This is a genomic window from Pseudomonas sp. KD5 (assembly GCF_012932895.1).
GTDB lineage: Bacteria > Pseudomonadota > Gammaproteobacteria > Pseudomonadales > Pseudomonadaceae > Aquipseudomonas.
The window spans coordinates 189,866-213,495 of the sequence record NZ_JDWJ01000003.1; the positions used below are offsets into that span (position 1 = coordinate 189,866).

General features: G+C 58.8%; 23 protein-coding genes and 1 pseudogene. 10 read left to right on the plus strand and 14 right to left on the minus strand.

Annotated elements, in window-relative coordinates; all coding sequences use genetic code 11:
• Positions 1-6: 6 nt before the first annotated feature.
• The 3 genes and pseudogenes from AF70_RS30030 to AF70_RS07880 all read right to left on the minus strand — a co-directional run bounded on the left by AF70_RS30030 (position 7) and on the right by AF70_RS07880 (position 3,064).
• A complete protein-coding gene (locus AF70_RS30030; protein ID WP_371929195.1) occupies positions 7-870 on the minus strand; it encodes a methyl-accepting chemotaxis protein in 864 nt (287 codons plus the stop codon).
• A pseudogene (locus AF70_RS30035) lies at positions 862-1,629 on the minus strand (MCP four helix bundle domain-containing protein); the annotation flags it as partial. The gene AF70_RS30030 and the pseudogene AF70_RS30035, both read right to left, overlap by 9 nt.
• A gap of 97 nt (positions 1,630-1,726) precedes the next feature.
• Entirely contained in the window at positions 1,727-3,064 is a 1,338-nt protein-coding gene (locus AF70_RS07880) for an MFS transporter (protein ID WP_018925801.1), read from the minus strand.
• Positions 3,065-3,554: 490 nt separating this feature from the next.
• Here AF70_RS07880 and quiC point away from each other — a divergent pair, with 490 nt between their 5' ends.
• Both quiC and AF70_RS07890 read left to right on the plus strand, forming a co-directional pair.
• Positions 3,555-5,456 carry a 3-dehydroshikimate dehydratase QuiC gene (gene quiC / locus AF70_RS07885; RefSeq protein ID WP_028938864.1) on the plus strand — a complete coding sequence of 634 codons (1,902 nt, stop codon included), beginning with the start codon at positions 3,555-3,557 and terminating at the stop codon, positions 5,454-5,456.
• A gap of 103 nt (positions 5,457-5,559) precedes the next feature.
• Positions 5,560-6,237, plus strand: coding sequence for a TetR/AcrR family transcriptional regulator (locus AF70_RS07890; protein ID WP_019581305.1), 678 nt, complete (start codon positions 5,560-5,562; stop codon positions 6,235-6,237).
• A 109-nt stretch (positions 6,238-6,346) separates the two neighbouring features.
• Here AF70_RS07890 and AF70_RS07895 read toward each other — a convergent pair whose 3' ends face one another.
• The 5 genes from AF70_RS07895 to AF70_RS07915 all read right to left on the minus strand — a co-directional run bounded on the left by AF70_RS07895 (position 6,347) and on the right by AF70_RS07915 (position 11,193).
• Complete coding sequence (locus tag AF70_RS07895) at positions 6,347-7,201, minus strand: shikimate dehydrogenase (protein WP_028938865.1); 855 nt, start codon at positions 7,199-7,201, stop codon at positions 6,347-6,349.
• 5 nt (positions 7,202-7,206) lie between these two features.
• Positions 7,207-7,647, minus strand: a complete 441-nt coding sequence (gene aroQ, locus AF70_RS07900) for a type II 3-dehydroquinate dehydratase (RefSeq protein ID WP_007937291.1) — start codon at positions 7,645-7,647, stop codon at positions 7,207-7,209.
• A 130-nt stretch (positions 7,648-7,777) separates the two neighbouring features.
• Complete coding sequence (locus tag AF70_RS07905; protein WP_028938866.1) at positions 7,778-8,689, minus strand: LysR family transcriptional regulator; 912 nt, start codon at positions 8,687-8,689, stop codon at positions 7,778-7,780.
• A gap of 132 nt (positions 8,690-8,821) precedes the next feature.
• Positions 8,822-9,901, minus strand: a complete 1,080-nt coding sequence (trmA, locus tag AF70_RS07910; protein ID WP_019581302.1) for a tRNA (uridine(54)-C5)-methyltransferase TrmA — start codon at positions 9,899-9,901, stop codon at positions 8,822-8,824.
• Positions 9,898-11,193, minus strand: a complete 1,296-nt coding sequence (locus AF70_RS07915) for an NCS2 family permease (protein ID WP_018925809.1) — start codon at positions 11,191-11,193, stop codon at positions 9,898-9,900. The genes trmA and AF70_RS07915 overlap by 4 nt, the downstream gene beginning before the upstream one ends.
• Positions 11,194-11,419: 226 nt before the next feature.
• Here AF70_RS07915 and AF70_RS07920 point away from each other — a divergent pair, with 226 nt between their 5' ends.
• Positions 11,420-11,875 (plus strand): DUF4879 domain-containing protein, encoded by a 456-nt coding sequence (locus tag AF70_RS07920; RefSeq protein WP_028938867.1) that lies wholly within the window; start codon positions 11,420-11,422, stop codon positions 11,873-11,875.
• Positions 11,876-11,942: 67 nt separating this feature from the next.
• Complete coding sequence (locus AF70_RS07925) at positions 11,943-12,494, plus strand: DJ-1 family glyoxalase III (protein WP_028938868.1); 552 nt, start codon at positions 11,943-11,945, stop codon at positions 12,492-12,494.
• A 5-nt stretch (positions 12,495-12,499) separates the two neighbouring features.
• Here AF70_RS07925 and AF70_RS07930 read toward each other — a convergent pair whose 3' ends face one another.
• The 3 genes from AF70_RS07930 to AF70_RS07940 all read right to left on the minus strand — a co-directional run bounded on the left by AF70_RS07930 (position 12,500) and on the right by AF70_RS07940 (position 14,461).
• Positions 12,500-12,787, minus strand: a complete 288-nt coding sequence (locus AF70_RS07930; RefSeq protein ID WP_019581299.1) for a HigA family addiction module antitoxin — start codon at positions 12,785-12,787, stop codon at positions 12,500-12,502.
• Between the two features lie 14 nt (positions 12,788-12,801).
• Positions 12,802-13,080: a type II toxin-antitoxin system RelE/ParE family toxin gene (locus tag AF70_RS07935; protein ID WP_019581298.1), complete on the minus strand. Its 279-nt coding sequence runs from the start codon at positions 13,078-13,080 to the stop codon at positions 12,802-12,804.
• 136 nt (positions 13,081-13,216) lie between these two features.
• Positions 13,217-14,461: an MFS transporter gene (locus AF70_RS07940; RefSeq protein WP_019581297.1), complete on the minus strand. Its 1,245-nt coding sequence runs from the start codon at positions 14,459-14,461 to the stop codon at positions 13,217-13,219.
• Between the two features lie 425 nt (positions 14,462-14,886).
• Between AF70_RS07940 and AF70_RS07945 the strand changes: the two genes are divergently transcribed.
• Genes AF70_RS07945 through AF70_RS07955 form a run of 3 tightly spaced genes read left to right on the plus strand, consistent with a single transcriptional unit; the run spans position 14,887 to position 17,565 of the window.
• Complete coding sequence (locus AF70_RS07945; RefSeq protein ID WP_019581296.1) at positions 14,887-16,329, plus strand: cytochrome ubiquinol oxidase subunit I; 1,443 nt, start codon at positions 14,887-14,889, stop codon at positions 16,327-16,329.
• Between the two features lie 3 nt (positions 16,330-16,332).
• On the plus strand, positions 16,333-17,340 hold the full coding sequence (cydB, locus tag AF70_RS07950; protein WP_019581295.1) for a cytochrome d ubiquinol oxidase subunit II: 1,008 nt from the start codon (positions 16,333-16,335) through the stop codon (positions 17,338-17,340).
• A gap of 57 nt (positions 17,341-17,397) precedes the next feature.
• Positions 17,398-17,565: a DUF2474 domain-containing protein gene (locus tag AF70_RS07955; RefSeq protein WP_081625770.1), complete on the plus strand. Its 168-nt coding sequence runs from the start codon at positions 17,398-17,400 to the stop codon at positions 17,563-17,565.
• A gap of 71 nt (positions 17,566-17,636) precedes the next feature.
• Here AF70_RS07955 and AF70_RS07960 read toward each other — a convergent pair whose 3' ends face one another.
• Together AF70_RS07960 and AF70_RS07965 are read right to left on the minus strand one after the other, a co-directional pair.
• Complete coding sequence (locus AF70_RS07960; RefSeq protein ID WP_028938869.1) at positions 17,637-18,761, minus strand: class I SAM-dependent methyltransferase; 1,125 nt, start codon at positions 18,759-18,761, stop codon at positions 17,637-17,639.
• Between the two features lie 171 nt (positions 18,762-18,932).
• Positions 18,933-19,643, minus strand: coding sequence for an autoinducer binding domain-containing protein (locus AF70_RS07965; RefSeq protein WP_019581292.1), 711 nt, complete (start codon positions 19,641-19,643; stop codon positions 18,933-18,935).
• 293 nt (positions 19,644-19,936) lie between these two features.
• Here AF70_RS07965 and AF70_RS07970 point away from each other — a divergent pair, with 293 nt between their 5' ends.
• Positions 19,937-20,713: a ferredoxin--NADP reductase gene (locus AF70_RS07970; RefSeq protein ID WP_028938870.1), complete on the plus strand. Its 777-nt coding sequence runs from the start codon at positions 19,937-19,939 to the stop codon at positions 20,711-20,713.
• A 44-nt stretch (positions 20,714-20,757) separates the two neighbouring features.
• Here AF70_RS07970 and mscL read toward each other — a convergent pair whose 3' ends face one another.
• Positions 20,758-21,171 (minus strand): large-conductance mechanosensitive channel protein MscL, encoded by a 414-nt coding sequence (gene mscL / locus AF70_RS07975; RefSeq protein ID WP_019581290.1) that lies wholly within the window; start codon positions 21,169-21,171, stop codon positions 20,758-20,760.
• A gap of 285 nt (positions 21,172-21,456) precedes the next feature.
• Between mscL and katB the strand changes: the two genes are divergently transcribed.
• Both katB and AF70_RS07985 read left to right on the plus strand, forming a co-directional pair.
• Positions 21,457-22,998 (plus strand): catalase KatB, encoded by a 1,542-nt coding sequence (gene katB, locus AF70_RS07980; RefSeq protein ID WP_028938871.1) that lies wholly within the window; start codon positions 21,457-21,459, stop codon positions 22,996-22,998.
• 57 nt (positions 22,999-23,055) lie between these two features.
• Positions 23,056-23,610 carry an ankyrin repeat domain-containing protein gene (locus AF70_RS07985; protein ID WP_028938872.1) on the plus strand — a complete coding sequence of 185 codons (555 nt, stop codon included), beginning with the start codon at positions 23,056-23,058 and terminating at the stop codon, positions 23,608-23,610.
• Positions 23,611-23,630 lie beyond the last annotated feature (20 nt).

Here is a 23,630-nt window from a genome sequence, read left to right on the forward strand (position 1 = left end):
ACCCGGTCAAAATTTGAAACGCACCACCAGGTTTTGCAGGCCCGCCGCCAGTCGCGACAACTCCTGGCTGGTGGCGCTGGTCCGGGTTGCGGCGTCGGCGCTTTCCAGCGACAGGTCGCGGATGTTCAGCAGATTACGATCCACCTCACGGGCCACCTGCGCCTGTTCTTCCGAGGCGCTGGCGATCACCAGGTTACGTTCATGGATCTGCTCCATCGCCCGGGTGATTTCTGCCAGCGCCAGCCCGGCCTGTTCAGCAATCGACAAGGTTTCAGCAACACGCTGACTGTTGTCGTGCATCGACATCACCACACCGTTGGTATCGCCCTGAACCCGGCCAATGATCTGTTCGATCTCCCGGGTTGATTGCTGAGTGCGATGCGCCAGCGCCCGAACTTCATCGGCCACCACCGCGAAACCACGTCCGGCTTCCCCGGCCCGCGCAGCCTCGATGGCGGCATTGAGCGCGAGCAGGTTGGTCTGTTCGGCGATGGCGCGGATCACGTCCAGCACCTTGCCGATTTCCCGGGACTGCTCGGCCAGGGTCTGAACCTGTTGCAGCGCGACACCCGCATTGCTGCTCATCGCCTGAATCGAATCCAGGGTTTCAATCACTCGCGCCTGGCCCTGATTGGCTTGATGTGTGGACTGTCTGGTGCTGTCGGAAGTCGACACCGCGTTGCGTGCCACTTCTTCCACCGCGACGGTCATTTCGTTGACGGCCGTGGCGGCTTGCTCGATTTCATTGTGTTGCTGTTGCAGCCGACTGGAATCCTGTTGAGTGCTCTGATTCATCTGCAGGGCGGCGGCCGCCAGTTGAGTCGACGTGCCGCTGATCAGTTGCAGGGTTTCCCGCAGGCTGGTCTGCATGGCCGACAGGGCCTTAAGCAAGCGTGCGGTTTCATCGGCGCCGTGGCTGCGGATCGGTTGACTCAGGTCACCGGCGGCCACTTGCTCGGCCACGTCGACCGCCTGACGGATCGGCATGACGATGCTGCGTATCAACAGCCAGGCAAGGCACAGGGTCAGGAGCGCGACGGCTATCAGCGCACCGATCACGGTGATTTTTACCTGATTGTAGAGCGAGTCAGCCTGGTTGGCCGAGAGGCTGACTTCGTTGGCGGAAAGCGCCATCAACTCGGCGAACTGGTCACCGGTCTGGGTCGAGTAGTCCTGGATTTTTCCATTGAGCAACGCGGTCATTTCTTCGCTGCGGTTTTCCCGCGACAGCGCTTCGTATTGCGCCAGCGCCTGGCGGTAACTGGTGACGGTGGTGACGAACTTTTCGTACGGCCCCCGGTTGTAATCACCGACCAGCGGAGTGAATTTTTCCAGCGTCTCTGCAAGCCAACCCTGCACTTGGTGCAGACGTGTGACGGTGGCATCGAGCACCTTTGGATCGCGGTTGAGCGCCATGCGCAGGCTGAGCACGCGAATGCTCAGGATGTAGTCGCGGATTTCACCCAGGTGGCGAATGCTGGGCAGGGAGACGTTTTCAGTGTGCTGGCCGGTGGCGCGGACTTGCGCGACCTGTTTAAGGGCGAACAGCCCCTGCAACAGGACCAGCAGGGCGATGACGCCGAAGCTGATCACGGCACGCTTGGCGATGCTCAAGTTACCTGGCGACATGGTGTGCCTCTGTGGCTGTGAGAAAAAAAGGGTGAAATGGATAAATCGCGGCCATAAAAAAACGCAGGCCCGGGATCAGGCCTGCGTTTGTGGTGTATCAATCTTTTACGGTCGGAATCTTGCGCGGTGCCATGAAGTACATCCAGGTCAGCGCGATGAAGTACATCGCCGGAATGATGGTGAACAACACGGTGTAGTTGTTGTTGGTGATGGTCAGAATGTGGCCGACCAACTGGGTCATGAACATCCCGCCGATCGCCGCGCACATGCCGCCGAAGCCGAACACCGTACTCATCATGTGTTTAGGCGTGTAGTCCATCACCAGGCTCCAGATGTTCGCGGTCCAGGCCTGGTGCGCGCCGATGGCCAGGGAGATGGCGAACACCGCGAGCCACAGGCTGCTCGAACCGGCGGCCATGACCACGCCGATGATGCAGCAGGCGAACAGGAACATGGACATCAGTCGGGCCTTGATCGGGTTGATCCCGCGACCGATCAGGAACGAAGACAGGATCCCGCCGCCGACGCTGCCGAAGTCAGCCGTGAGGTAGATGATGATCAGCGGAATACCCATCTGGGTCACGTTGATCCCCAGGTTGTATTGCTGATTGAGGAACGGCGGCAGCCAGTACAGGTAGAACCAGAACACCGGCGCGGTGATCGAGTAGGCGAGGGCGAAGGCCCAGGTGCCACGCATGCGCAGGATTCGCGAGAACGGTACGCGGGATTGTTCCGGTTCGACTTCCTTCTGGATGTAGTCCAGTTCCGATTGTTTAACGCTCGGGTGATCTTCCGGGTTGAAGTACTTCAGGCCCCAGAACAGCAACCAGATTCCGCCCAGCGCCGCCATGCACAGGAACGCGGCTTGCCAGCCCCAAGCGTGAAGAATCAGTGGCAGCAGCATCGGTGTGAACATCGCACCGACGTTGGTCCCGGCGTTGAAAATACCGGTGGCCACGGCGCGCTCGCCAGCCGGGAACCACAACCGGGTGGTTTTCACGCAGGCCGGGTAGTTGGCGGCTTCGGTCAGGCCGAGAATGAACCGGCAGACCATGAAGCCCGCCGCCGAAGTGGCCAGGCCATGAGCGCCGGTGGCCAGGCTCCAGAGCAGTACCGCGAAGAAGAACACGCGCTTCACGCCGACCCGGTCGATCAACCGGCCTTGCAGCACGAAACCGACGGCGTAGCCGACCTGGAACCAGAAGTTGATGTTGGCGTAGTCCATCGCCGTCCAGCTCAGTTCCTTGGCGAGGATCGGCTGCATGACGCCCAGGGCAGCGCGGTCGATGTAGTTCAGGGTGGTGGCGAAAAATACCAGCGCCAGCATTCCCCAGCGGGTTTTGCCGACGGCCATGGCGCCGCGGATTTTGTCGCCGATGCCGCCAGTGGCGACACTTTGGGCCGAAGCCACGCGAGAGCTTTGAGAAGGAAACATGTGTGTGCCATCCGTTCAATGACTGACAAGCGAGGCTTGTCGGGACTTCAAGGGCGCGTGATCAATCGATGGCGACGGGCGCGAGTGAGATTGATCGGCTGAGGTGTTTTCGTCAGGCGACGACAACGTTTTATTCAGCGAGCGGCACGGTTCGGCCGAGGGGGCGCAAGGTTCGGATGGACACCAGGTCTGGCGTGAGATCGGTGGAGCAAGCAAACAAGGCGTTGAATGAGCGCATGAGCGTGTACCCGTTTTTTGAAATTTTTATGTGGTGTTCAGGGTCTTTGGTAACCGAGTCCATGGGGTCGTGACCGGACTCAATGTGGTGTCGATGGTGCGCAGTGGACGAAAAATCGTCAATTCGCCAACCGCCATTGTGTTCGATAATCGCCCGCAAAACTAACCGGGTAGTACACTTTGAATTGCTGTGCGGATTCGTCAAGCCAATAATTTGCCCAACAAGAATGTCCCCACCACCGGGAGTCGACACATGCAGCGTTCCATTGCCACCGTTTCCTTGAGCGGTACCCTGCCGGAAAAACTAGAAGCCATCGCCGCCGCCGGTTTTGACGGGGTGGAAATTTTCGAGAACGACCTTCTCTACTACGACGGCAGCCCACGGGAAATCAGGCAGATGTGCGCTGATCTCGGGATCGCGATCACTCTGTTCCAACCCTTTCGGGATTTCGAAGGTTGCCGCCGCGATCGACTGCCGCGCAATCTGGAGCGGGCCGAGCGCAAGTTCGATTTGATGCAAGAGCTGGGCACCGACCTGGTGCTGGTGTGCAGCAACGCCTCGGCCGACTCCATCGGCGATGAGCAGATCCTGGTCGACGACTTGCGCCTGCTCGCCGAACGGGCCGGCGCTCGTGGTTTGCGGATCGGTTACGAAGCGCTGGCCTGGGGCCGCCACGTGAACACGTATCAACAGGTGTGGAACATCGTTCGCCAGGCCGACCATCCGAGCCTCGGCGTGTTGCTGGACAGTTTCCATACGCTGTCGCTCAAGGGCGACCCGAAGGCGATCGCCGAGATTCCCGGTGACAAGATCTTCTTCGTGCAAATGGCCGATGCACCGATCCTGGCCATGGACGTGCTGGAGTGGAGCCGGCATTTCCGTTGTTTCCCCGGCCAGGGCGAATTCGATCTGCCGGGGTTCCTCGCGCCGATCATCAAGAGTGGCTACACCGGCCCGCTGTCGCTGGAGATCTTCAACGACGGTTTCCGCGCCGCGCCACCCCGGGCCAACGCCGCCGACGGCTTGCGTTCGTTGCTGTACCTGGAAGAGAAAACCCGCCAGCGTCTGGAGCAGGAAGCCACGCCTGTGGCCAATCGCGACATTCTGTTCGATACCCCAGGCGCCAGCGAATACAACGGCATCGAGTTTCTTGAATTCGCCGTGGACGAAAGCCTCGGTGCCAAGCTGTCCCATTGGTTGGAGCGACTGGGTTTCGTCAAGGCCGGACAGCACCGTTCCAAGAGTGTCAGCCTGTTGCGTCAGGGCGATATCAACCTGATCCTCAACTCCGAACCTTATTCCTTCGCCCACAGTTTTTTCGAGGCCCATGGGCCATCGCTGTGCGCCACCGCCGTGCGGGTCAAGGACAGCGCCAGTGCGTTGGCCCGAGCCGTGGCTTACAAAGGCCAGCCGTATCGCGGGCTGGTAGGCCCCAATGAGCTGGAACTCGCCGCCGTGCGTGCGCCGGACGGCAGTCTGATTTACCTGGTAGACCAGGACGCCGACGTCTATGGCACCGACTTCAATCTGCAACCGGCGGCCGTGGCCAGCGGTGGCCTCAAGCGCATCGACCACATGGCCATGGCGCTGCCCGCCGACAGCCTCGACAGCTGGGTGTTGTTCTATAAAAGCCTGCTGGATTTCGAAGCCGACGATGAAGTGGTGCTGCCCGACCCGTATGGTCTGGTGAAGAGCCGTGCCTTGCGCAGCCGTTGCAGTTCGATCCGCCTGCCGCTGAACATTTCCGAGAACCGCAACACCGCAATCTCACACGCACTGTCGAGTTATCGCGGTTCCGGTGTGCATCACATCGCTTTCGATTGCGACGACATCTTTGCCGAAGTTAGCCGTGCCAAGGAGGCGGGCGTGCCGCTGCTGGATATCCCGCTCAACTACTACGATGACCTCGCCGCGCGCTTCGATTTCGACGATGAGTTCCTCAGCGAGTTGGCGTATTTCAACGTGCTCTATGACCGCGATGCCCTGGGTGGCGAGCTGTTTCACGTGTACACCGAGCCGTTCGAAGGGCGGTTTTTCTTTGAAATCATCCAGCGCAAAAACGGCTACGCGGGTTACGGCGCGGCCAACGTAGCCGTGCGACTGGCGGCCATGGCCAAATCCCGAAGTGGCGGCGTACGTCAGACAAAGTTGTAGGAAAATCGTAAACACGGGTACAAAACCGCTGCCGCGTGACTTCCTTCACTGTGCGCGGCGGCCCATAATCGCCTACTTGTGCAGTGATGGCCGTGAGCCCGCAATGACAATAATTTCAGAACTCCCCGTAGCGCCCGAAAAGCCAATTGCCGAGCCTCGCAAGAGTCGCAAGAACAACCCGGAAAAAACCCGCGAGAACATCCTTCAAGAGGCTATCGTCGAGTTCGTCCAGCAGGGGCTTTCCGGTGCGCGCGTCGATGCGATCGCCGAGCGCATCCACACCTCCAAACGCATGATCTATTACTACTTCGGCAGTAAGGAACAGCTCTACGTCGAGGTGCTGGAGAAGCTCTACGGGGATATCCGCAGCACCGAAAGTCGCTTGCACCTGGCCGAGTTGGCACCGGTGGAGGCGATTCGGCGGTTGGTGGAATTCACCTTCGACCACCATGACCGCAACGTTGATTTCGTGCGTATCGTCTGCATCGAGAACATTCACAACGCCGAGTATGTGAAGCGCTCCGATGCGATCAAGGCGATGAACAACACCATCCTCGATTCACTGGGCGAGATTTTGCGTCGCGGGGCCGCAGAGGGTGTATTCCGCGCCGGCCTCGATCCGCTGGATGTGCACCTGCTGATCAGTTCGTTTTGCTTCTATCGCGTGTCGAACCGTCATACCTTTGGTGAGATCTTTCAGATCGACTTGCCGGACGAAAGTATCAAGCAGCGTCATCGGGAAATGATCTGCGAGTCGGTGTTGCGGTATCTGCAGGCCTGATTTGCAGGGTCCTTAAAAGATCGCAGCCTCGTTTCACTCGACAGCTCCTACAAGTACCCATACCCCTGTAGGAGCTGTCGAGTGAAACGAGGCTGCGATCTTTTGCATTTCAACCATTCATGCTTTGAAAATGCGCCAGCATCCGCTGGGCATCCGGCACCACGCCGCTGAATAATTCAAACGCCTTCACCGCCTGAAACACCGCCATGTTGCCGCCGTCCAGGGTTCGGCAACCCAGCGCGCGAGCGTTGCGCAGCAGTTCGGTTTCCAGCGGGAAGTAAACGATCTCCGCCACCCACAACTGCGCGCGAAGCAGCTCTACCGGCACTGGCATGCCAGGCAGCTTTTTCATGCCCATGGGCGTGGTATTCACCAGTCCATCAGCCTGACCCAGCGTGCCCGGCAAGTCATGACCGGCCACGGCGCGGCCAAAACCGAAATGCTGATTGAGGTTGTCCGCCAAAGACTGAGCCCGGCTGTGATCCACATCGAAAATGCTCAGCAGTTGTACGCCTTCGCTCAATAACGCGTGGGCCACCGCTGCGCCTGCGCCACCGGCGCCCATTTGCACCACACGCTCACGGGCAACGTCCTGCAGGCCGCGACGAAACCCTTCGGCGAAGCCCAGGCAATCGGTGTTGTGGCCGATGCGTTTCCCGTCCTTCAACACCACCGTGTTCACCGCGCCAATGCCGCGGGCTTCCGGCGACAATTCGTCGAGCAACGGGATGATTGTCTGCTTGCACGGGAAGGTGATGTTCAGCCCGGTGAAATTCATCCGCTCGGCGGCCATCAGCAGGTCGGGCAGGGCGCCGCTGTCGAGTTTCAGCTGATCCAGATCGATCAGTCGATACAGGTAGCGCAGACCCTGCGCATCGCCTTCGTGCTCGTGCAGCGCCGGAGTGCGGGAAGCCTGAATGCCGGCGCCGATCAGCCCGGCCAATACCACGGTGTTCTGTGTCATCACGCTTAACCTTTCAAACGTTGGCTGAAATGCTCCAGCGCCAAACGATAGCCGTGGCTGCCGAAACCGCACATCACGGCCGTGGCGATGGACGAGACAAAGGAGTGATGCCGGAAGGGTTCGCGGGCATGGACGTTGGACAGATGCACTTCGATCACTGGCAGTTCGCTGGCGACCAAGGCATCGCGAATGGCGACCGAGGTGTGAGTCCAGGCGGCCGGGTTGATGACGATCCCGGCGCAGCGGCCACGGGCGGCATGAATCCAGTCGAGCAGTTCGCCTTCATGGTTGGTCTGGCGAAACTCCACCTTCAGGCCGAACTCTTCGGCGGCGCGACCGCACAGCGCTGAAATATCCGCCAGGGTTTCGTGGCCATAAGTCGCCGGTTCACGGGTGCCGAGCAGGTTCAGGTTCGGGCCGTTGAGCACCAGAACGATAGGGGACATCGGGTCTCTCCACTTATTATTTTTGGCATTGGCCGAGGGTCTCAGCCTGTGGAGATAAATTGTACTAACTGGTTAATAAGGTCAATTGAAGAGGCGCCGGCCCTGGATTATCTGTGCGGTGATCGAACATTCAGCGTGGAAGACGCTCAACCAGAAAATCGATAAACGCCCTGAGCCGCAACGGCACATGGCGGCTTTGCGGATACAGCAAAGTGAAGGGGCGGGAGCGCCCGCCGTAGGGCTTGAGCACTTCCACCAGCGAGCCATCCGCCAGTTCGTTTTCGACGATGAAGCGATAGGTTTGAAACAGCCCGGCGCCGTGTTTCGCCAGCGTCACGCCACCCAATACATCATCGGAACAGCAGTAATTACCTTCGGCCAAAATCTCCAGCGGCACGCCGTTATCGTTGAACAGCCAGGCAATCCGCCGCCCGCTGCTGGGTAGCTCGAACTGAATGCATTCGTGGTGCGCCAGGTCGTCCAGGGTTTGTGGCATGCCGGCACGCTTCAGATAGTCAGGGCTGGCAATCATCACCAGCGCAGCGTCCTCCAGTGGCCGGGCAATCAGCCCGGAGTCGGGAATCGCCCGCACACGGATGGCCATGTCATAGCCTTCGCCGACAAAATCGATGTTGCGATTGCTGATGTGCACCTCGACTTTCACGGCGGGAAAACGCGCCCGGAACGTCGGCAGCAGCGGCAGGATGCGGTGGTGGGCATAGGTGGTGGGAATGCTGATACGCAAGGTGCCGGAGGGTTCCTGCTGTTGGCCCATGACTTCGCGCTGAGCCTCGACCAATTGCGCAAGGGCCAGGCGACACTCCTCGAAATAGCGCCGGCCACTGTCGGTCAGCTTGACGCTGCGGGTGGTCCGCGCGAACAGCCGTACACCCAGGCGTTCTTCCATCCGCGACACCGAGCGGCTGACCGCAGCCGGCGTCACGCCAGCCACCAGGGCTGCGGCAGTAAAGCTGCCGGCTTCGGCGGCCAGGCAAAACAGTTCGATGCTGCCGAGCTGAAGATCGTCGAAATGTCGCTGCATGATTGATTACACCAAGAATCAAATGGGATGCCTGAGGTTGTGTTTATCAAAGATGGGCGCACAAATACAGGGCGTTTCAATCGCCCACAAAAAAGCCGTCCCAAGGACGGCTGATTTGTATAACGGCTGCAATCAACGACGGGTCAACAACACTCCGGATTCCATGTGATGGGTCCACGGGAACTGGTCGAACATCGCGCATTGAGTAATGCGGTGAGTGTCGTTCAGTTGGGCGATGTTGGCCGCGAGGGTTTCCGGGTTGCAGGAAATGTAGAGGATGTTGTCGAAGCGCCGGGTCAGTTCGCAAGTATCCGGGTCCATGCCGGCGCGGGGCGGATCGACGAACACGCTACCGAACTCGTAGCTCTTGAGGTCGATGCCGTGCAGGCGACGGAACGGGCGAACTTCGTTCAGGGCTTCGGTCAATTCTTCGGCAGACAGACGCACCAGCGTGACGTTATCCACCGCGTTTTCGCTCAGGTTGCTGAGTGCCGCGTTGACCGAGGTCTTGCTGATTTCGGTGGCCAGCACTTTGCGCACACGGGTAGCGAGTGGCAGGGTGAAGTTGCCGTTGCCGCAATACAGCTCCAGCAGATCATCCGGGCGATCACCGAGAGCGCCATACGCCCAATTGAGCATCTTCTGGTTCACCGTGCCGTTGGGTTGGGTGAACGCGCCTTCCGGCTGGCGATAGCTGAAGGTACGGCCGCCGACTTCAAGTTGCTCGACCACGTAATCGTGACCGATCACTTCGCGTTTGCCCTTCGAGCGACCGATGATGCTGACGTTCAGGTCGGCTGCCAGCTTCGACGCCGCCGCGTGCCAGTGCTCGTCCAGCGGGCGGTGGTAGCACAGGGTGATCATCGCATCGCCGGCCAGCGTGGTCAGGAACTCCACTTGGAACAGCTTGTGGCTCAGGGCTGCACTCGCTTGCCACGCCGCCTTGAGCTGCGGCATCAACTGGTTGATGCGCAGGCTTGCGATCGGGAACTCTTCGATCAGGATCGGCGTGCGTTTGTCTTCCTGGGAAAACATTGCGTAGTGGCGCTCGCCGGCTTCACGCCACAGGCGGAATTCGGCACGCAGGCGGAAGTTTTTCAGCGGCGAATCGAACACCGCAGGCTCGGGCGCACCGAACGGGGCCAGCAGATCACGCAGGCGCGTGACCTTTTCTTCGAGCTGAACGGCGTAGGCCTGGGAATCAAAAGTCATGCGTTGAACCAACCTAACTTGATCACGAACAGAATCGACAGAACCACCAACGCCGAGTTCAGCTCACGGCCACGGCCGGATAGCAACTTGATGGCGGTCCAGGAAATGAATCCGAACGCGATACCGTTGGCGATGGAGTAAGTGAATGGCATAGCCAGAGCGGTGACTACCACTGGCGCTGCAACGGTGATGTCGTCCCAGTCTATTTCCGCCAGCCCCGAGGTCATCAATACGGCGACGAACAGTAAGGCAGGTGCGGTGGCGAAGGCCGGTACGCTGGCGGCCAGTGGTGCGAAGAACAGCGCCAGCAGGAACAGAATCGCCACCACGACGGCGGTCAGGCCGGTGCGGCCACCGGCACTCACGCCGGCTGCGGATTCGATATAGCTGGTGGTGGTCGAGGTGCCCAGCAACGAACCGGCCATGGCCGCGGTGCTGTCGGCGATCAGGGCACGACCCATTTTCGGCATGTGGCCGTCCTTGCCCATCAGGCCGGCGCGCTTGGCGACGCCGATCAGGGTGCCGGAGTTATCGAACAGATCGACGAACAGGAACGCGAAGATCACGCTGACCAGACCAATGTCCAGTGCGCCTTTGATGTCCAGTTGCAGGAAGGTTGGCGCCAGCGACGGTGGCATCGACATCACGCCGCCGAACGGGCTGAAGCCCAGCAGGATGGAAACGATGGTCACCGACAGAATGCCGATCAGCACCGCACCGCGCACTTTCAGGGCCTCCAGGGCAACGATCAGGGCAAAGCCCAGGGTTGCGAGGATCGGCGCCGGTTGCTTCAGGTCGCCAAGGCCGACCATGGTCGCCGGGTTGCTGACGACGATGCCAGCGTTGTGCAGGGCGATCAGTGCCAGGAACAGGCCGATGCCGGCGGCAATCGCCGAACGTAGCGCCAACGGGATGCTGTTGATGATCCATTCACGGATGCGGAAGATCGACAGCAGGAAAAACATCACCGCCGAGAGGAACACCGCACCCAGCGCCACTTGCCAGGTGTGGCCCATGTGCAGGACCACGGTGTAGGTGAAGAAGGCGTTCAGGCCCATGCCCGGTGCCAGGGCGATCGGGTAGTTGGCGATCAGGCCCATGGTCGTCGAGCCGATGGCGGCGGCCAGACAGGTGGCGACAAACACCGCGCCCTTGTCCATGCCGGTCTCGCCGAGGATGCTCGGGTTGACGAACAGAATGTAGGCCATGGCCAAAAAGGTCGTGACGCCCGCCAGAATCTCGGTCCGCACGTTGGTGTTGTGTGCCTTGAGTTGAAACAGCCTTTCCAGCATGTCTGCTCCCCGTGGCGCGCCCGGCGCCGTGAATGTATCGACCTCAACAGCAAAGCACAGACCGCCGTAGGCGCCTGGGAATTTTCTGTGGGTCGGAAAAAGCCGCGCATCATACCAGCAGCGTGGGGCTATGGCTGCTTATGGCTGCGATCGTCGTCGATGTTTTGCCAAAAAGGGAACTGCGCCATACTGCGCGCTGTTTTTTTAGGGCAGGGAAGGGCGGAATATGAAGTACATGAGCACGCGCGTGGTTGTCGCATTCGCAATGTTGATCGCGTTGTTCCTGGGTGCCCAAACCGCCTCGGCAGCGACGGCTCCACCTCTGAGTCAGGTCAAGGTGCTCAAGGTCGAGTCGCCCAACTGTGGCTTTGAAGATATTGCGGACAAGCAGGAGCAGACTCGTTGCGATCACCAGGGGCCGAACATCAAGGTGTATGTGCTGGAAGTCGGCTACGGTCGCGAAGCCCATGTTGCCCTGGACGGTTTCGAGGTGGATGGCACCCGGACCCCAGTCTGTGCTTTTGATACCGGCAACCTGACCGAGTGCTCAGTCGGGAAAAAAACTGTCGGCTATCTGTACATCTTCAACCTGGCAGGCAAGCAGGACGGCATCTTCACGTTCAGCAACACCTCGATCAACGCGCCGGGCAACACGATGTCGACGCAGCTTTACATCAAGTAACGGCCAGGCTCGAACAAGGGTCAGGAAAGCTGACTACGCTTTAAAGATCATTCTCTGGACCGCGCCCATGACCTTTAGAGCCCTGATTACCCTCGCCGAGGGCATCGACGATCTGCAAACCGTGACCCTGATCGATGTACTGCGCCGCGCCAAGGTTGAAGTGGTGGTGGCCAGTATCGAGTCGCGGCGCATGCTGACCTGCGCGCGCGGCACCCGCCTGACCGCCGATGCGATGCTGGTCGATTTGCTGGCCCAACCCTTCGACTTGATCGTTTTGCCCGGCGGCGCCGTGGGGACGCAGCATTTGGCGGCCCATCAACCTCTGCAACAATTGATCAAGGACCAGGTCGCCGCCGGACGCTTGTTCGCCGGCATTGCCGAAGCGCCGGCGCTGGCGCTGCAGACTTTTGGCGTGCTGCGTCAGCGGCGCATGACGTGCCTGCCTTCCGTCAGCCATCAATTGTCGGGCTGCAACTTCGTCGATCAACCGGTGGTGGTCGATGGCAACTGCATCACCGCCCAGGGTTCGGGCGCCGCGCTGGAGTTTGCGCTGACGCTGGTGGAGCAACTCTGCGGCAAAGCCACGCGGTCGGCGGTGGCGGGGGAATTGCTTGTTTAGAAATATCAGGCGTGGACAGCAATCGGCTCGATGAGCGGTTGCTCACGCTGCTCCGCCTGCCAGAGATCGTAGTCGGTCTGAACGCCTAACCACATACGAGCCTTACCGATTCCAGCCCGCTCCAGGCGTACCGCCAGATCCGGACTGATGGGCGCATGGCCGTGCAGCACTCGCGAAAGATGCGGGCGGGCGAATCCAAGGTGTCGGGCCAGTTCGGTGACGCTGATGCCAAGCTCGGGCAATACATCCATCAAAAGTGTTTCGCCAGGGTGTGGCGGGTTGTGCATGGGCATGGTCCTGCCTCCTGTCAGTGATAGTCCAGATAGTCGACCAGTTCGATATCCGAACCAATAAAACGAAAAATAACCCGCCAGTTCCCCGAAACACTGAGTGACCAATATTCGACCAGATCGCCCTTGAGCGGATGTAATCGCCACCCCGGAAGGTCGAGGTCGTCGGGAGTCGCTGCGCGATCCATAAACTGCAGCATGCGAGCCAGACGCTTCGCATGATCTGCTCGAATCCCACGAGTCGAACCGGTTTCGTAGAAGCCACGAAGGCCTTTGTGCTGAAAGGATTTGATCATGCTCAGAGTGTAAGGCGATACATTACACTTGATGCACTATCTATGTATTGCACTTGGTCGGAGAATTTATGCTTGGTGCTGATTGCCGGCCTTTTTTGGATGCAGGTGTGGGACATTCCTGTCCCCCTGATCAGCTTCAGGCCCTGACTTCTTCCACCGGTCCCGGTACATGCATACGGTCGCGGTTGGCCAGGGTCGGGAACAGTTTGACCCAGGCCCCGGTCACCATCAGTGTGCCGATGCCGCCCATCACCACGGCCGGTACGGTGCCGAACCAGTGGGCCGTCAAGCCAGACTCGAATTCGCCGAGCTGATTCGAAGCACCGATGAACAAGCCATTCACGGCACTGACCCGGCCGCGCATCTCGTCCGGGGTTTCCAGCTGCACGAACGAGGCGCGGATCACCATGCTGATCATGTCTGCCGCGCCTAAAACCACCAACACAGCGAGAGAGAACCAGAACGAAGTCGACAGGCCGAAAGCGATGGTTGCCACGCCGAATACACCCACGGCGGTAAACATCACCCGTCCGACGTTGCGTTCCACGGCAAATCGCGCCAGAAACAGCGACATCAGCAGTGCGCCCACCGCCGGGGCCGAACGCAGCAGGCCCAGACCCCAAGGGCCGGTCAGCAGAATATCTTTGGCGAACACCGGCAGCAGCGCAGTCGCGCCACCCAGCAAGACGGCAAACAGATCCAGGGAAATCGCCCCGAGAATATCCGGACGGCTGCGAATGAAGCGGATGCCTGCGAGCAGCGAATCCAGGGTCGCCTTGCCCTTGTTCAACGGTGTCTGCCGAGCCGGTAGGTTAAGCATCAGCGCACAGGCGATGAGGTAGAGGATCACCGTCGGGCCATACACCCAGACGCTGCCGAAGGCGTAAAGCAAACCGCCCAGCGCCGGGGCAACGATGGTGGCCGATTGCTGCGCAGATTGCGCGGCAGCAACCGCGCGCGGGAATAAAGCACTGGGCACGATGCTCGGCAGCAAGGCCTGGGTGGTTGGCATCTCGAAGGAGCGGGCGGCGCCGAGCAGGAATGCGAGGATGAAGATCATCTCCCGGGTGACATGGTCCGTCGCGCTGCCGATGGCCAGCGACAGGGCGATCAGCGCTTGCACGGACTGACAGATCGCCGCGACCTTGCGCCGGTCATAGCGATCCGCCACATGCCCGGTGTGCAGCATGAACAACACCCGCGGGGCAAATTCCACCAGACCCACCAGACCCAGATCGAGCACGTTGCCTGTCAGTTGATACAGATTCCAGCCGATGGCCACGGTCAGCATTTGAAAACCGCTGGCGGTAAATACCCGAGCCAGCCAGAACGCGATAAAAGGGCGGTGATGACGTAACAGCAGGGGCGCTTGGCTGGGCATCTGAAGGCAAGTCTGGGTGAGGGGAAGGGCGAGATTATCACCAACCTGTAACCAGAGGTTGCGAGCGCGGAAAATTTAGTTAGCTAGACACCGATCCCACAGAACATACAAATTCCCTGTGGCGAGGGAGCAAGCTCCCTCGCCACAGGGAATGCATTGCAACGCATGACCAAACCCGTGAGGCAACCTGTCACGCGGCAATAGACCACACCGTCCATCGGCAAAAATGCGACTACTCTTTCAACGTTGCTTGATCCAGATCAAGACCCTTCGTGGAAATGATCCGGTGGCCAGATGGCCAGATTCCCTACGTTGTGATGATGGTAGAAAAAGAACGAGTTCAAATTCGCCACACTCCATAACCGTGGGGGCAGTGGGTGCAGGCCGCAAGCCTTCAGCCAGTATTACCTGACAGAGGAAGACTTATGTTCGGTTTGGAGGCACTTGATCTCGCCCGGATTCAGTTCGCGTTCACCATTTCGTTCCACATCCTGTTCCCGGCCATCACCATTGGTCTGGCGAGTTACCTGGCGGTACTCGAAGGCCTGTGGCTGAAGACGCACAACGACACTTACCGCGATCTGTACCATTTCTGGTCGAAGATCTTTGCCGTCAACTTCGGCATGGGTGTGGTGTCCGGCCTGGTCATGGCCTATCAGTTCGGCACCAACTGGAGCCGCTTCTCGGATTTCGCCGGTTCCGTGACCGGGCCGTTGCTGACCTACGAGGTACTCACCGCGTTCTTCCTCGAAGCCGGTTTCCTCGGCGTCATGCTGTTCGGCTGGAACAGGGTCGGGCGCAAGCTGCACTTCTTCGCCACGGTCATGGTCGCCATCGGTACCCTGATCTCGACCTTCTGGATTCTCGCCTCCAACAGCTGGATGCAGACCCCGCAGGGCTACGAAATCGTCAACGGCCAGGTCATTCCGGTGGACTGGTTGGCGATTATCTTCAACCCGTCGTTCCCCTACCGGCTGATGCACATGGCTACGGCGGCGTTCGTCGCTACCGCCTTCTTCGTTGGTTCGTCGGCGGCCTGGCATTTGTTGCGCGGCAAGGACAACCCGGCCATCCGCACCATGCTCTCGATGGCCATGTGGATGGCGCTGATCGTGGCGCCGATCCAAGCCGTCATCGGTGACTTCCACGGCCTCAATACCCTCGAGCACCAGCCGGCGAAAATCGCTGCGATTGAAGGTCACTGGGAAAATGTCGGCGATGAACCGACCCCATTGATCCTGTTCGGCTGGCCGGACATGAAAGCCGAAAAGACCAAATTTGCGGTCGAGATTCCGTACCTGGGCAGCTTGATCCTGACCCACACCCTGGACAAACAAGTGCCGGCGCTCAAGGAGTTCCCGCCTGAAGACCGGCCGAATTCGACCATCGTGTTCTGGTCGTTCCGGGTTATGGTCGGCCTGGGTTTCCTGATGATCTTCACCGGTTTGTGGAGCCTGTGGCTGCGCAAGCGCGACACGCTGTATACCTCGCGTCCGTTCCTGTACCTGGCGCTGTGGATGGGCCCATCCGGCCTGATCGCGATTCTCGCTGGCTGGTTCACCACTGAAATCGGCCGTCAGCCGTGGGTGGTCTACGGCTTGATGCGCACGGCGGATGCGTCCTCCGGGCACAGCTTCGTGCAGATGAGCATCACCTTGGTCATGTTCGTTGTGGTGTATTTCGCGCTGTTCGGTGCCGGTCTTGGCTACATGATGCGCCTGGTGCGCAAAGGGCCGAAGATCGACGAAGGCAAGGAAACCAACGAGGGTGGTCCTGGCCAGAAACGTACACCGGCCCGTCCGCTGTCCGCCGCCGACGACGACAACGGTGACGGCGATCACAACCACAGCCTGACCAAGGAGATTTGAATCATGGGTATTGATCTTCCGCTGATCTGGGCCGTGATCATCATCTTCGGCATCATGATGTACGTGGTCATGGACGGCTTCGACCTGGGGATCGGGATTCTTTTTCCGTTCATCAAGGGCAAGACCGACCGTGACGTGATGATGAACACCGTCGCCCCTGTGTGGGACGGCAACGAAACCTGGTTGGTATTGGGTGGCGCGGCATTGTTCGGCGCCTTCCCGTTGGCCTATTCGGTGGTGCTCTCGGCGTTGTACTTGCCGCTGATTTTCATGCTGATCGGGCTGATTTTCCGTGGCGTGGCCTTTGAGTTTCGCTTCAAGGCCAAGGACGCCAAGCGCCACTTGTGGGACAAGGCATTCATCGGTGGTTCGATCGCCGCGACCTTCTTCCAGGGTGTGGCATTGGGTGCGTTCATCGATGGGCTGCCGGTGGTCAATCGTCAGTTTGCCGGTGGTTCACTCGACTGGCTGACGCCGTTCACGATGTTCTGTGGCGCGGCGCTGGTAGTGGCTTATGCGCTGCTCGGTTGCACCTGGTTGATCATGAAGACCGAAGGCAAGCTGCAGGAGCAGATGCATGATCTGGCGCGACCATTGGCCTTCGTGTTGCTGGCGGTGATTGGCGTCGTCAGCATCTGGACGCCGTTGGCCCACGCCGAGATCGCCGCACGCTGGTTCACCCTACCGAATCTGTTCTGGTTCCTGCCAGTGCCGATTCTGGTGCTGGTGACCCTGTACGGTCTGATTCGCGCGGTGGCCCGCAATGCGCACTACACGCCATTCCTGCTGACCCTGGTGCTGATTTTTCTCGGCTACAGCGGTCTGGGTATCAGCCTGTGGCCGAACATCGTGCCACCGTCGATTTCGATCTGGGACGCTGCCGCACCGCCGCAGAGCCAGGGCTTCATGCTGGTGGGCACGCTGTTCATCATCCCGTTCATCCTGGGTTACACCTTCTGGAGCTACTACGTGTTCCGCGGCAAGGTCACCCACGAAGACGGTTACCACTAGCCCATACGAATACGGCGCAAGGTTGATACCTGCGCCGTTGCAGAGGAGAACGCGATGATGGCTGGCAAACCTGATTTGCAGGAAATCGAAGCCGCAGAGAAAAAGCCGCTTTGGCAACGACTCGGCTGGCTGGCGTTGATCTGGGCAGGCAGCGTTGGGGCACTGTTCATCGTGGCCACGCTGATGCGCATGTTCATGAATGCCGCGGGCCTGAGTACCCACTGAAATTCCCATCCCGTTGCCTTGCGGCACGGATTTATAACCCTCCTGCGACGGAGGGTTTTTTTTGCCTGCTGTTATTTGCGTGCCTTGAGAATTACGAACTTGGGTGTGGCCGCTACTTGCTCCACGCCGCGGAACAACCGCGCAAGCTTGCTGTGATAGCCCAGATGACGGTTGCCGACGATGTGCAGCGCGCCGCCCACCACCAGCGCTTCGCGCGCCTGCTGGAACATCCGCCAGGCCAGGAAATCGCCGACCACTTGCTGTTGGTGGAATGGCGGATTGCACAGCACCACGTCGAGGGATTGGGGTTCCTGCCCCGCCAACCCATCGCCGGCACGTACGATCACGTCACGATCACCCAGCGCCGCGCGCCAGTTTTCAGCGGCCGATTGCACGGCCATGAATGACTCGTCCACCAATGTGTAATGGGCCTCGGGGTTTTGCAGGGCGCTGGCGATCGCCAGCACGCCGTTGCCACACCCCAGATCGGCGACCCGCGCTGTGCCGAGGTTGTTCGGCAAGTGCGGCAGAAAGGCCCGCGTGCCGATATCCAGCCCTTCGCGACAGAACACATTGGCGTGATTGAGCAGTTCGATTGCAGGCGTGTCGAGTCGATAGCGCGTCGGGTATGGAGAGACAGCGGGGGCTTTGGCTTCGGGCGTGGCGATCAGCAACCGAGCCTTCTTCATGGCCAGCGAGGCTTGCACCGGGCCGATATAGCGCTCCAGCAGATCGCCCGCGGCACGTGGCAGATGCTTGACCATCGCGGCGGCAATCACTTGAGCGCCGGGAGCCAATTGACCCTGTAGCCGGATCAGTTGCTCTTCCAGCAAGGCCAGGGTTTTCGGTACCCGGATCAATACCCGGTCAAACGGCCCGACGAAGGCTTCGCTGGCAGGTACGCTCGGCACCGAATCAAACGCCTGGCCGTTGCGCATGAGGTTTTTTTCGAGCCCCTGAAAGGCCAGAAATGAATCGCCGCTGCTGGTGACCCGGACCTTGCCCGCCAGGCTAACGGCCAATGCGCCGAAGCTGTCGTTGAGTACCAGTACGCGAGTATCTGCTGTCGGTTGTTGCCCGGCCAGATGATTGAGCAGGTATTCGTCTGCGGCATCGAACGCTTGCAGCGGTTCGTTCTGCTGTTCTGGCTGGCGGATCAGATTGAGTTGAGCGAAGGGGGTTTCGAGCAAGGGCATGAGGCGGGGCTCTGATAATCAACGGGGGCCGCCGCTTCGGGGCGTTGTAGCGGGCGGAACCATCCGAGCGGACGGCGTCGTGGAACTTTCCACGGCATCACTCAGAAAGGATCGCAATGGTACGTTTTTTTCGTCCGGATTACTCGCAGGGATTACCAGATTCGAACAGTTTCAGATAACCCCCGACCTTGCTGCGCTGATCACCGCTGCAATCTTGTTGTTGACGCCAAATTTGCGGATAGCGCCCTTTATATGGAAATTTACTGTGCTTTCACTCAGTCTGAGGATGATTGCGATCTCGCAGGCCGTCTTGCCGTCGGCTGAATATTTCAGTACTTCAATTTCTCTGCATGATAAATGCACCGTGGCCGGCTTCAGCGAGGAGACATGCAGGTCTTTCGCGACAAGCCCGTGCAGGTGACGGCTAATAAATATCGCGTAGCCCAGATTTTTGTACAGTTCATATGCGGTAATCGGGCAATGGGTTCTGGCCACGCTCAGCATGCTGCAAAGCCCGTTCCTATCATGAACGGATTGGGACCAGCCGTAGTTCAACCCCTGGTTTTTTTTCGCTTGCCACAGCCTTGGTGTTTTTGAATAGCACTCTTCTTGCCAGAGAATCGGCACTTCGGAATCATGGCAGTGGGCTAGTATTGGATCAACCGCATCGTAATGCTCGTTTTCATATTTCGTGTTCCATTCTCTAGGGTAATTATTCAAATTTATCTTATGGTGGTGTGTCCCTGTTGTTGGGGATGTTATTGAAAATGCACAGAAATTAAAGCCCATATTTTTGACGAGATTAAGCGACATCTCATATGCAGACTTTATTTCTTGAGCGCCAGAAAGCTGTGTTAACTGTGACTCCTTCCACACTTTCATTTGGTAACTCCATGCGGACTTTCTTGGGGGTGCCAATTGGATCCAAGATCCGGCACGTCCCAGAGTGTAGGAGGATTCTTACAAACATGCTGAACTATTTTGCTCTTTAAAAAAGCGTGGAGCGGCATAACTGGTTCTTAGCTATTCTTTATGGAAAGACAAAATCCGACGCTCATGTATTTGTTTTTATTGTTGTACTGTTTTGTTACCCGGATGAAAGACATTACAAATCATCGGTGTTTACACAGCCCGCTTTGCGGGACACTGGGGTCATCTGTTGAATGGAGCGACCCATGACTGCCAGTGCAGAAAAATTCACTCGCCAGACGCTGTTTAACGTCCAGCCATTGACTCCCAATCTGTTTACTCTGCGGACCACCAGGGATCCGGGCTTTCGTTTTCGCGCAGGGCAATTCGCCCGGCTGGGAGTGACCAAGGCAGACGGCAACATAGTATGGCGGGCCTATTCCATGGTTTCGTCACCCTATGACGAGTTCCTTGAATTTTTCTCCATTGTTGTGCCGGGAGGGGAGTTCACCAGTGAGCTGAGTCGGCTGGAAGTTGGCGATACGCTGCTGGTCGACCGTCAGGCCTTTGGTTATCTGACCCTGGATCGCTTCGTCGATGGCCGTGACCTCTGGTTGTTATCCACCGGCACGGGCGTAGCGCCGTTTCTGTCGATCCTTCAGGACTTCGAAGTTTGGGAGAAATTCGAACGAATCATCCTGGTCTACAGCGTGCGCGAAGCGCGGGAGCTGGCGTACCAGGCATTGATTACGGAGCTGGCGCAACGTGACTACCTGGCCGAGTACGCGCACAAACTGCAATTCATCGCCACCGTCACCCGCGAACAGCATTCGGGTGCCTTGAACGGGCGGATCACCAGTCTCATTGAGAATGGTGAACTGGAACAGACGGCTGGTGTAGCACTGACCGCGGAGCATTCACGGGTGATGCTCTGCGGTAACCCGCAGATGATCGATGACACGCGCAAGCTGCTCAAACAACGGAATATGCACTTGAGCCTCAGTCGCCGACCTGGCCAAGTGGCGGTGGAAACCTACTGGTAAACAAACGGCGCCCCGAAGGCGCCGTTTCTCTGGGCAATCAGCGATCAGGGCCGATTGTTCTGAGCCTTGAGCAGATCGCGGATCTCGCTCAGCAGTTCTTCTTCCTTGGTCGGAACCGGCGGCAGGGTTGGCGCAACGGCCTCTTCGCGTTTCAGACGGTTGATAGCCTTGACGCCCATGAAGATCGCGAAGGCAACGATGATGAAGTCGATCATGCTCTGGATGAACTTGCCATACGCCAGCACCACTGCCGGGACATTACCGTTAGCGGCCTTGAGCGTAATGGCCAGATCACTGAAGTCCACCCCACCGATCAGCAAGCCGATTGGCGGCATCACCACATCGCCGACAAACGAAGAAACGATTTTGCCGAAAGCAGCGCCGATGATGATACCGACGGCCATGTCGACCACATTACCTTTGACCGCGAAGGCCTTGAACTCACTTATCACGCCCATAGGTTATTTCCTTGTTACAGATGAGGTTGGTGAGCGCAGTGTAAATCAGCAAAGCGTCCCTTGCTTGAAACGCCTTCTTACAATGCCCGTTTCTATCGACACATCTTCTGGTAATTAGTTTACAAAACGCCACTATTCGCGCGCGTTTACCCGCTCTAGACCGGGCTTTCCAGAACCTTCTTGCTATCGGCCCGGTACGGGATTTCTATTTATGTTTTGGCCTTTGGGTCACTAGCCTCTGTGGTGCGCACCAGGATGCGCTTAATAAAACCAGAGGAAACTTCCATGACAACTCCCCTTGGCCTCGGGGCTTTTCCCCTCCGTCGTACCTTCGGCGTTCTGACCGTCAGCCTGCTGTCCTTCTCCATCAACGCTGCGACGTTGACCCGTGATAATGGTGCCGCTGTCGGCGACAACCAGAACTCGCAAACCGCCGGCGCGACCGGGCCGGTGCTGTTGCAAGATGTACAGTTGATTCAGAAGCTGCAGCGTTTCGACCGTGAACGCATTCCTGAGCGTGTGGTGCATGCCCGTGGCACCGGCGCCCATGGCACGTTCACCGTGACTGACGACCTCAGTGACTTGACCAAGGCCAAGGTATTCGCCGGTGGCCAGAGCACGCCGGTATTTGTGCGTTTCTCCGCAGTGGTCCATGGCAACCACTCACCGGAAACGCTGCGTGACCCACGGGGGTTCGCCACCAAGTTCTACACCGCAGACGGTAACTGGGACCTGGTTGGCAACAATTTCCCGACCTTCTTCATCAGGGACGCCATCAAGTTTCCGGACATGGTCCATGCCTTCAAGCCGGACCCGCGCACCAATCTTGACGATGACTCCCGTCGTTTCGATTTCTTCTCTCATGTTCCGGAAGCCACTCGCACCTTGACCGAGTTGTACTCCAACTCCGGCACCCCGGCCAGCTATCGGGAGATGGACGGCAACGGTGTACATGCCTACAAGTTGGTTAACGCCAAGGGCGAAGTTCACTATGTAAAGTTTCACTGGAAAAGTTTGCAGGGAATAAAAAATCTCACTCCTAAAGAAGTCGCCAATGTTCAAGGTCAAGATTACAGTCATATGACCAACGACTTGGTTGTCCATATCAACAAGGGGGACTTTCCGAAGTGGGACTTGTACGTCCAGGTTCTAAAACCTCAAGATTTGTCCAAGTTTGATTTCGATCCATTGGACGCCACCAAGATTTGGCCTGGTGTTCCTGAGCGAAAAGTTGGACAGATGGTATTGAACCGTAATCCGGCGAATGTATTCCAGGAAACCGAACAAGTGGCGATGGCACCGGCCAACTTGGTTCCGGGTATCGAGCCTTCGGAAGATCGTTTATTGCAGGGGCGAGTGTTTTCGTATGCCGATACCCAACTGTATCGCCTGGGGGCCAATGCTCTGCAGTTGCCGATCAACGCACCGAAAATCGCCGTGAACAACGGTAATCAGGATGGTGCGATGAACATCGGCGCCAGCAGCACGGGGGTGAATTACCAGCCGAGCCGTCTGCTGCCCCGTGAGGAGCCGCAAACCGCGCGTTACAGCCAGTCGACCCTGTCGGGCAGCACGCAGCAGGCGAAGATTCAACGTGAGCAGAACTTCAAGCAGGCCGGCGATCTGTATCGCTCGTTCAACCAGAAGGAACGTCAGGACCTGATCGACAGCTTCGGCGGCTCACTGGCCACCACCGATGAGGAGAGCAAGCACATCATTCTGTCCTTCCTGTACAAGGCCGACCCGGAATACGGGACAGGCGTAACCAAAGTGGCCAAGGGTGATCTGGCCCGGGTCAAGGCGTTGGCGGCCAAACTGGTCGACTGATCTATCTGCCTGAAGCGGGGCCTCGCAAGAGGTCCCGTCTGACCAAGGAGTCCCGCCATGCGTGTTTATCTGTCTGTGTTTCTGGCGTGCGTGTCGTTCGGTGTATTCGCCGGTCCTGACGCGCAAGTCTCGAAGGACCCCGAGGCGCTGAAAGCGCAATTACAGGATTACTATTTCGATGCCGCCCGAAGGGGGGATGTGCCGGTGCTCGAGACCTTCATCGAGGCCGGCTATTCCCTCGACGCCCGCGACAGCAAGGGTTACACCGCGTTGATCCTGGCTGCCTATCACGGTCAGGGTGCCGCCGTGGAGCGTTTGTTGGCGGCCGGGGCGGACGCCTGCGCTCAGGATCAACGCGGCAATACCGCGCTGATGGGCGCGATTTTCAAAGGCGAAGTGCAGATCGCTCGAACCCTGCTGGCCGCCAATTGCAGCCCCGACCAACGCAACGGCGCCGGGCAGACTGCCGCGATGTATGCCGGATTGTTCAAGCGCGTCGAGTTGCTCGACGCACTCAAGGCCAAAGGGGCGGACCTGAACGCCGAGGATCCGCTGGGCAACAGTGCCGCGCGTCTGGCCAGCGGTGAAATCCGCACGGCGGCGCCGCGCTGATCCGCGTCAGCTGAGCTATC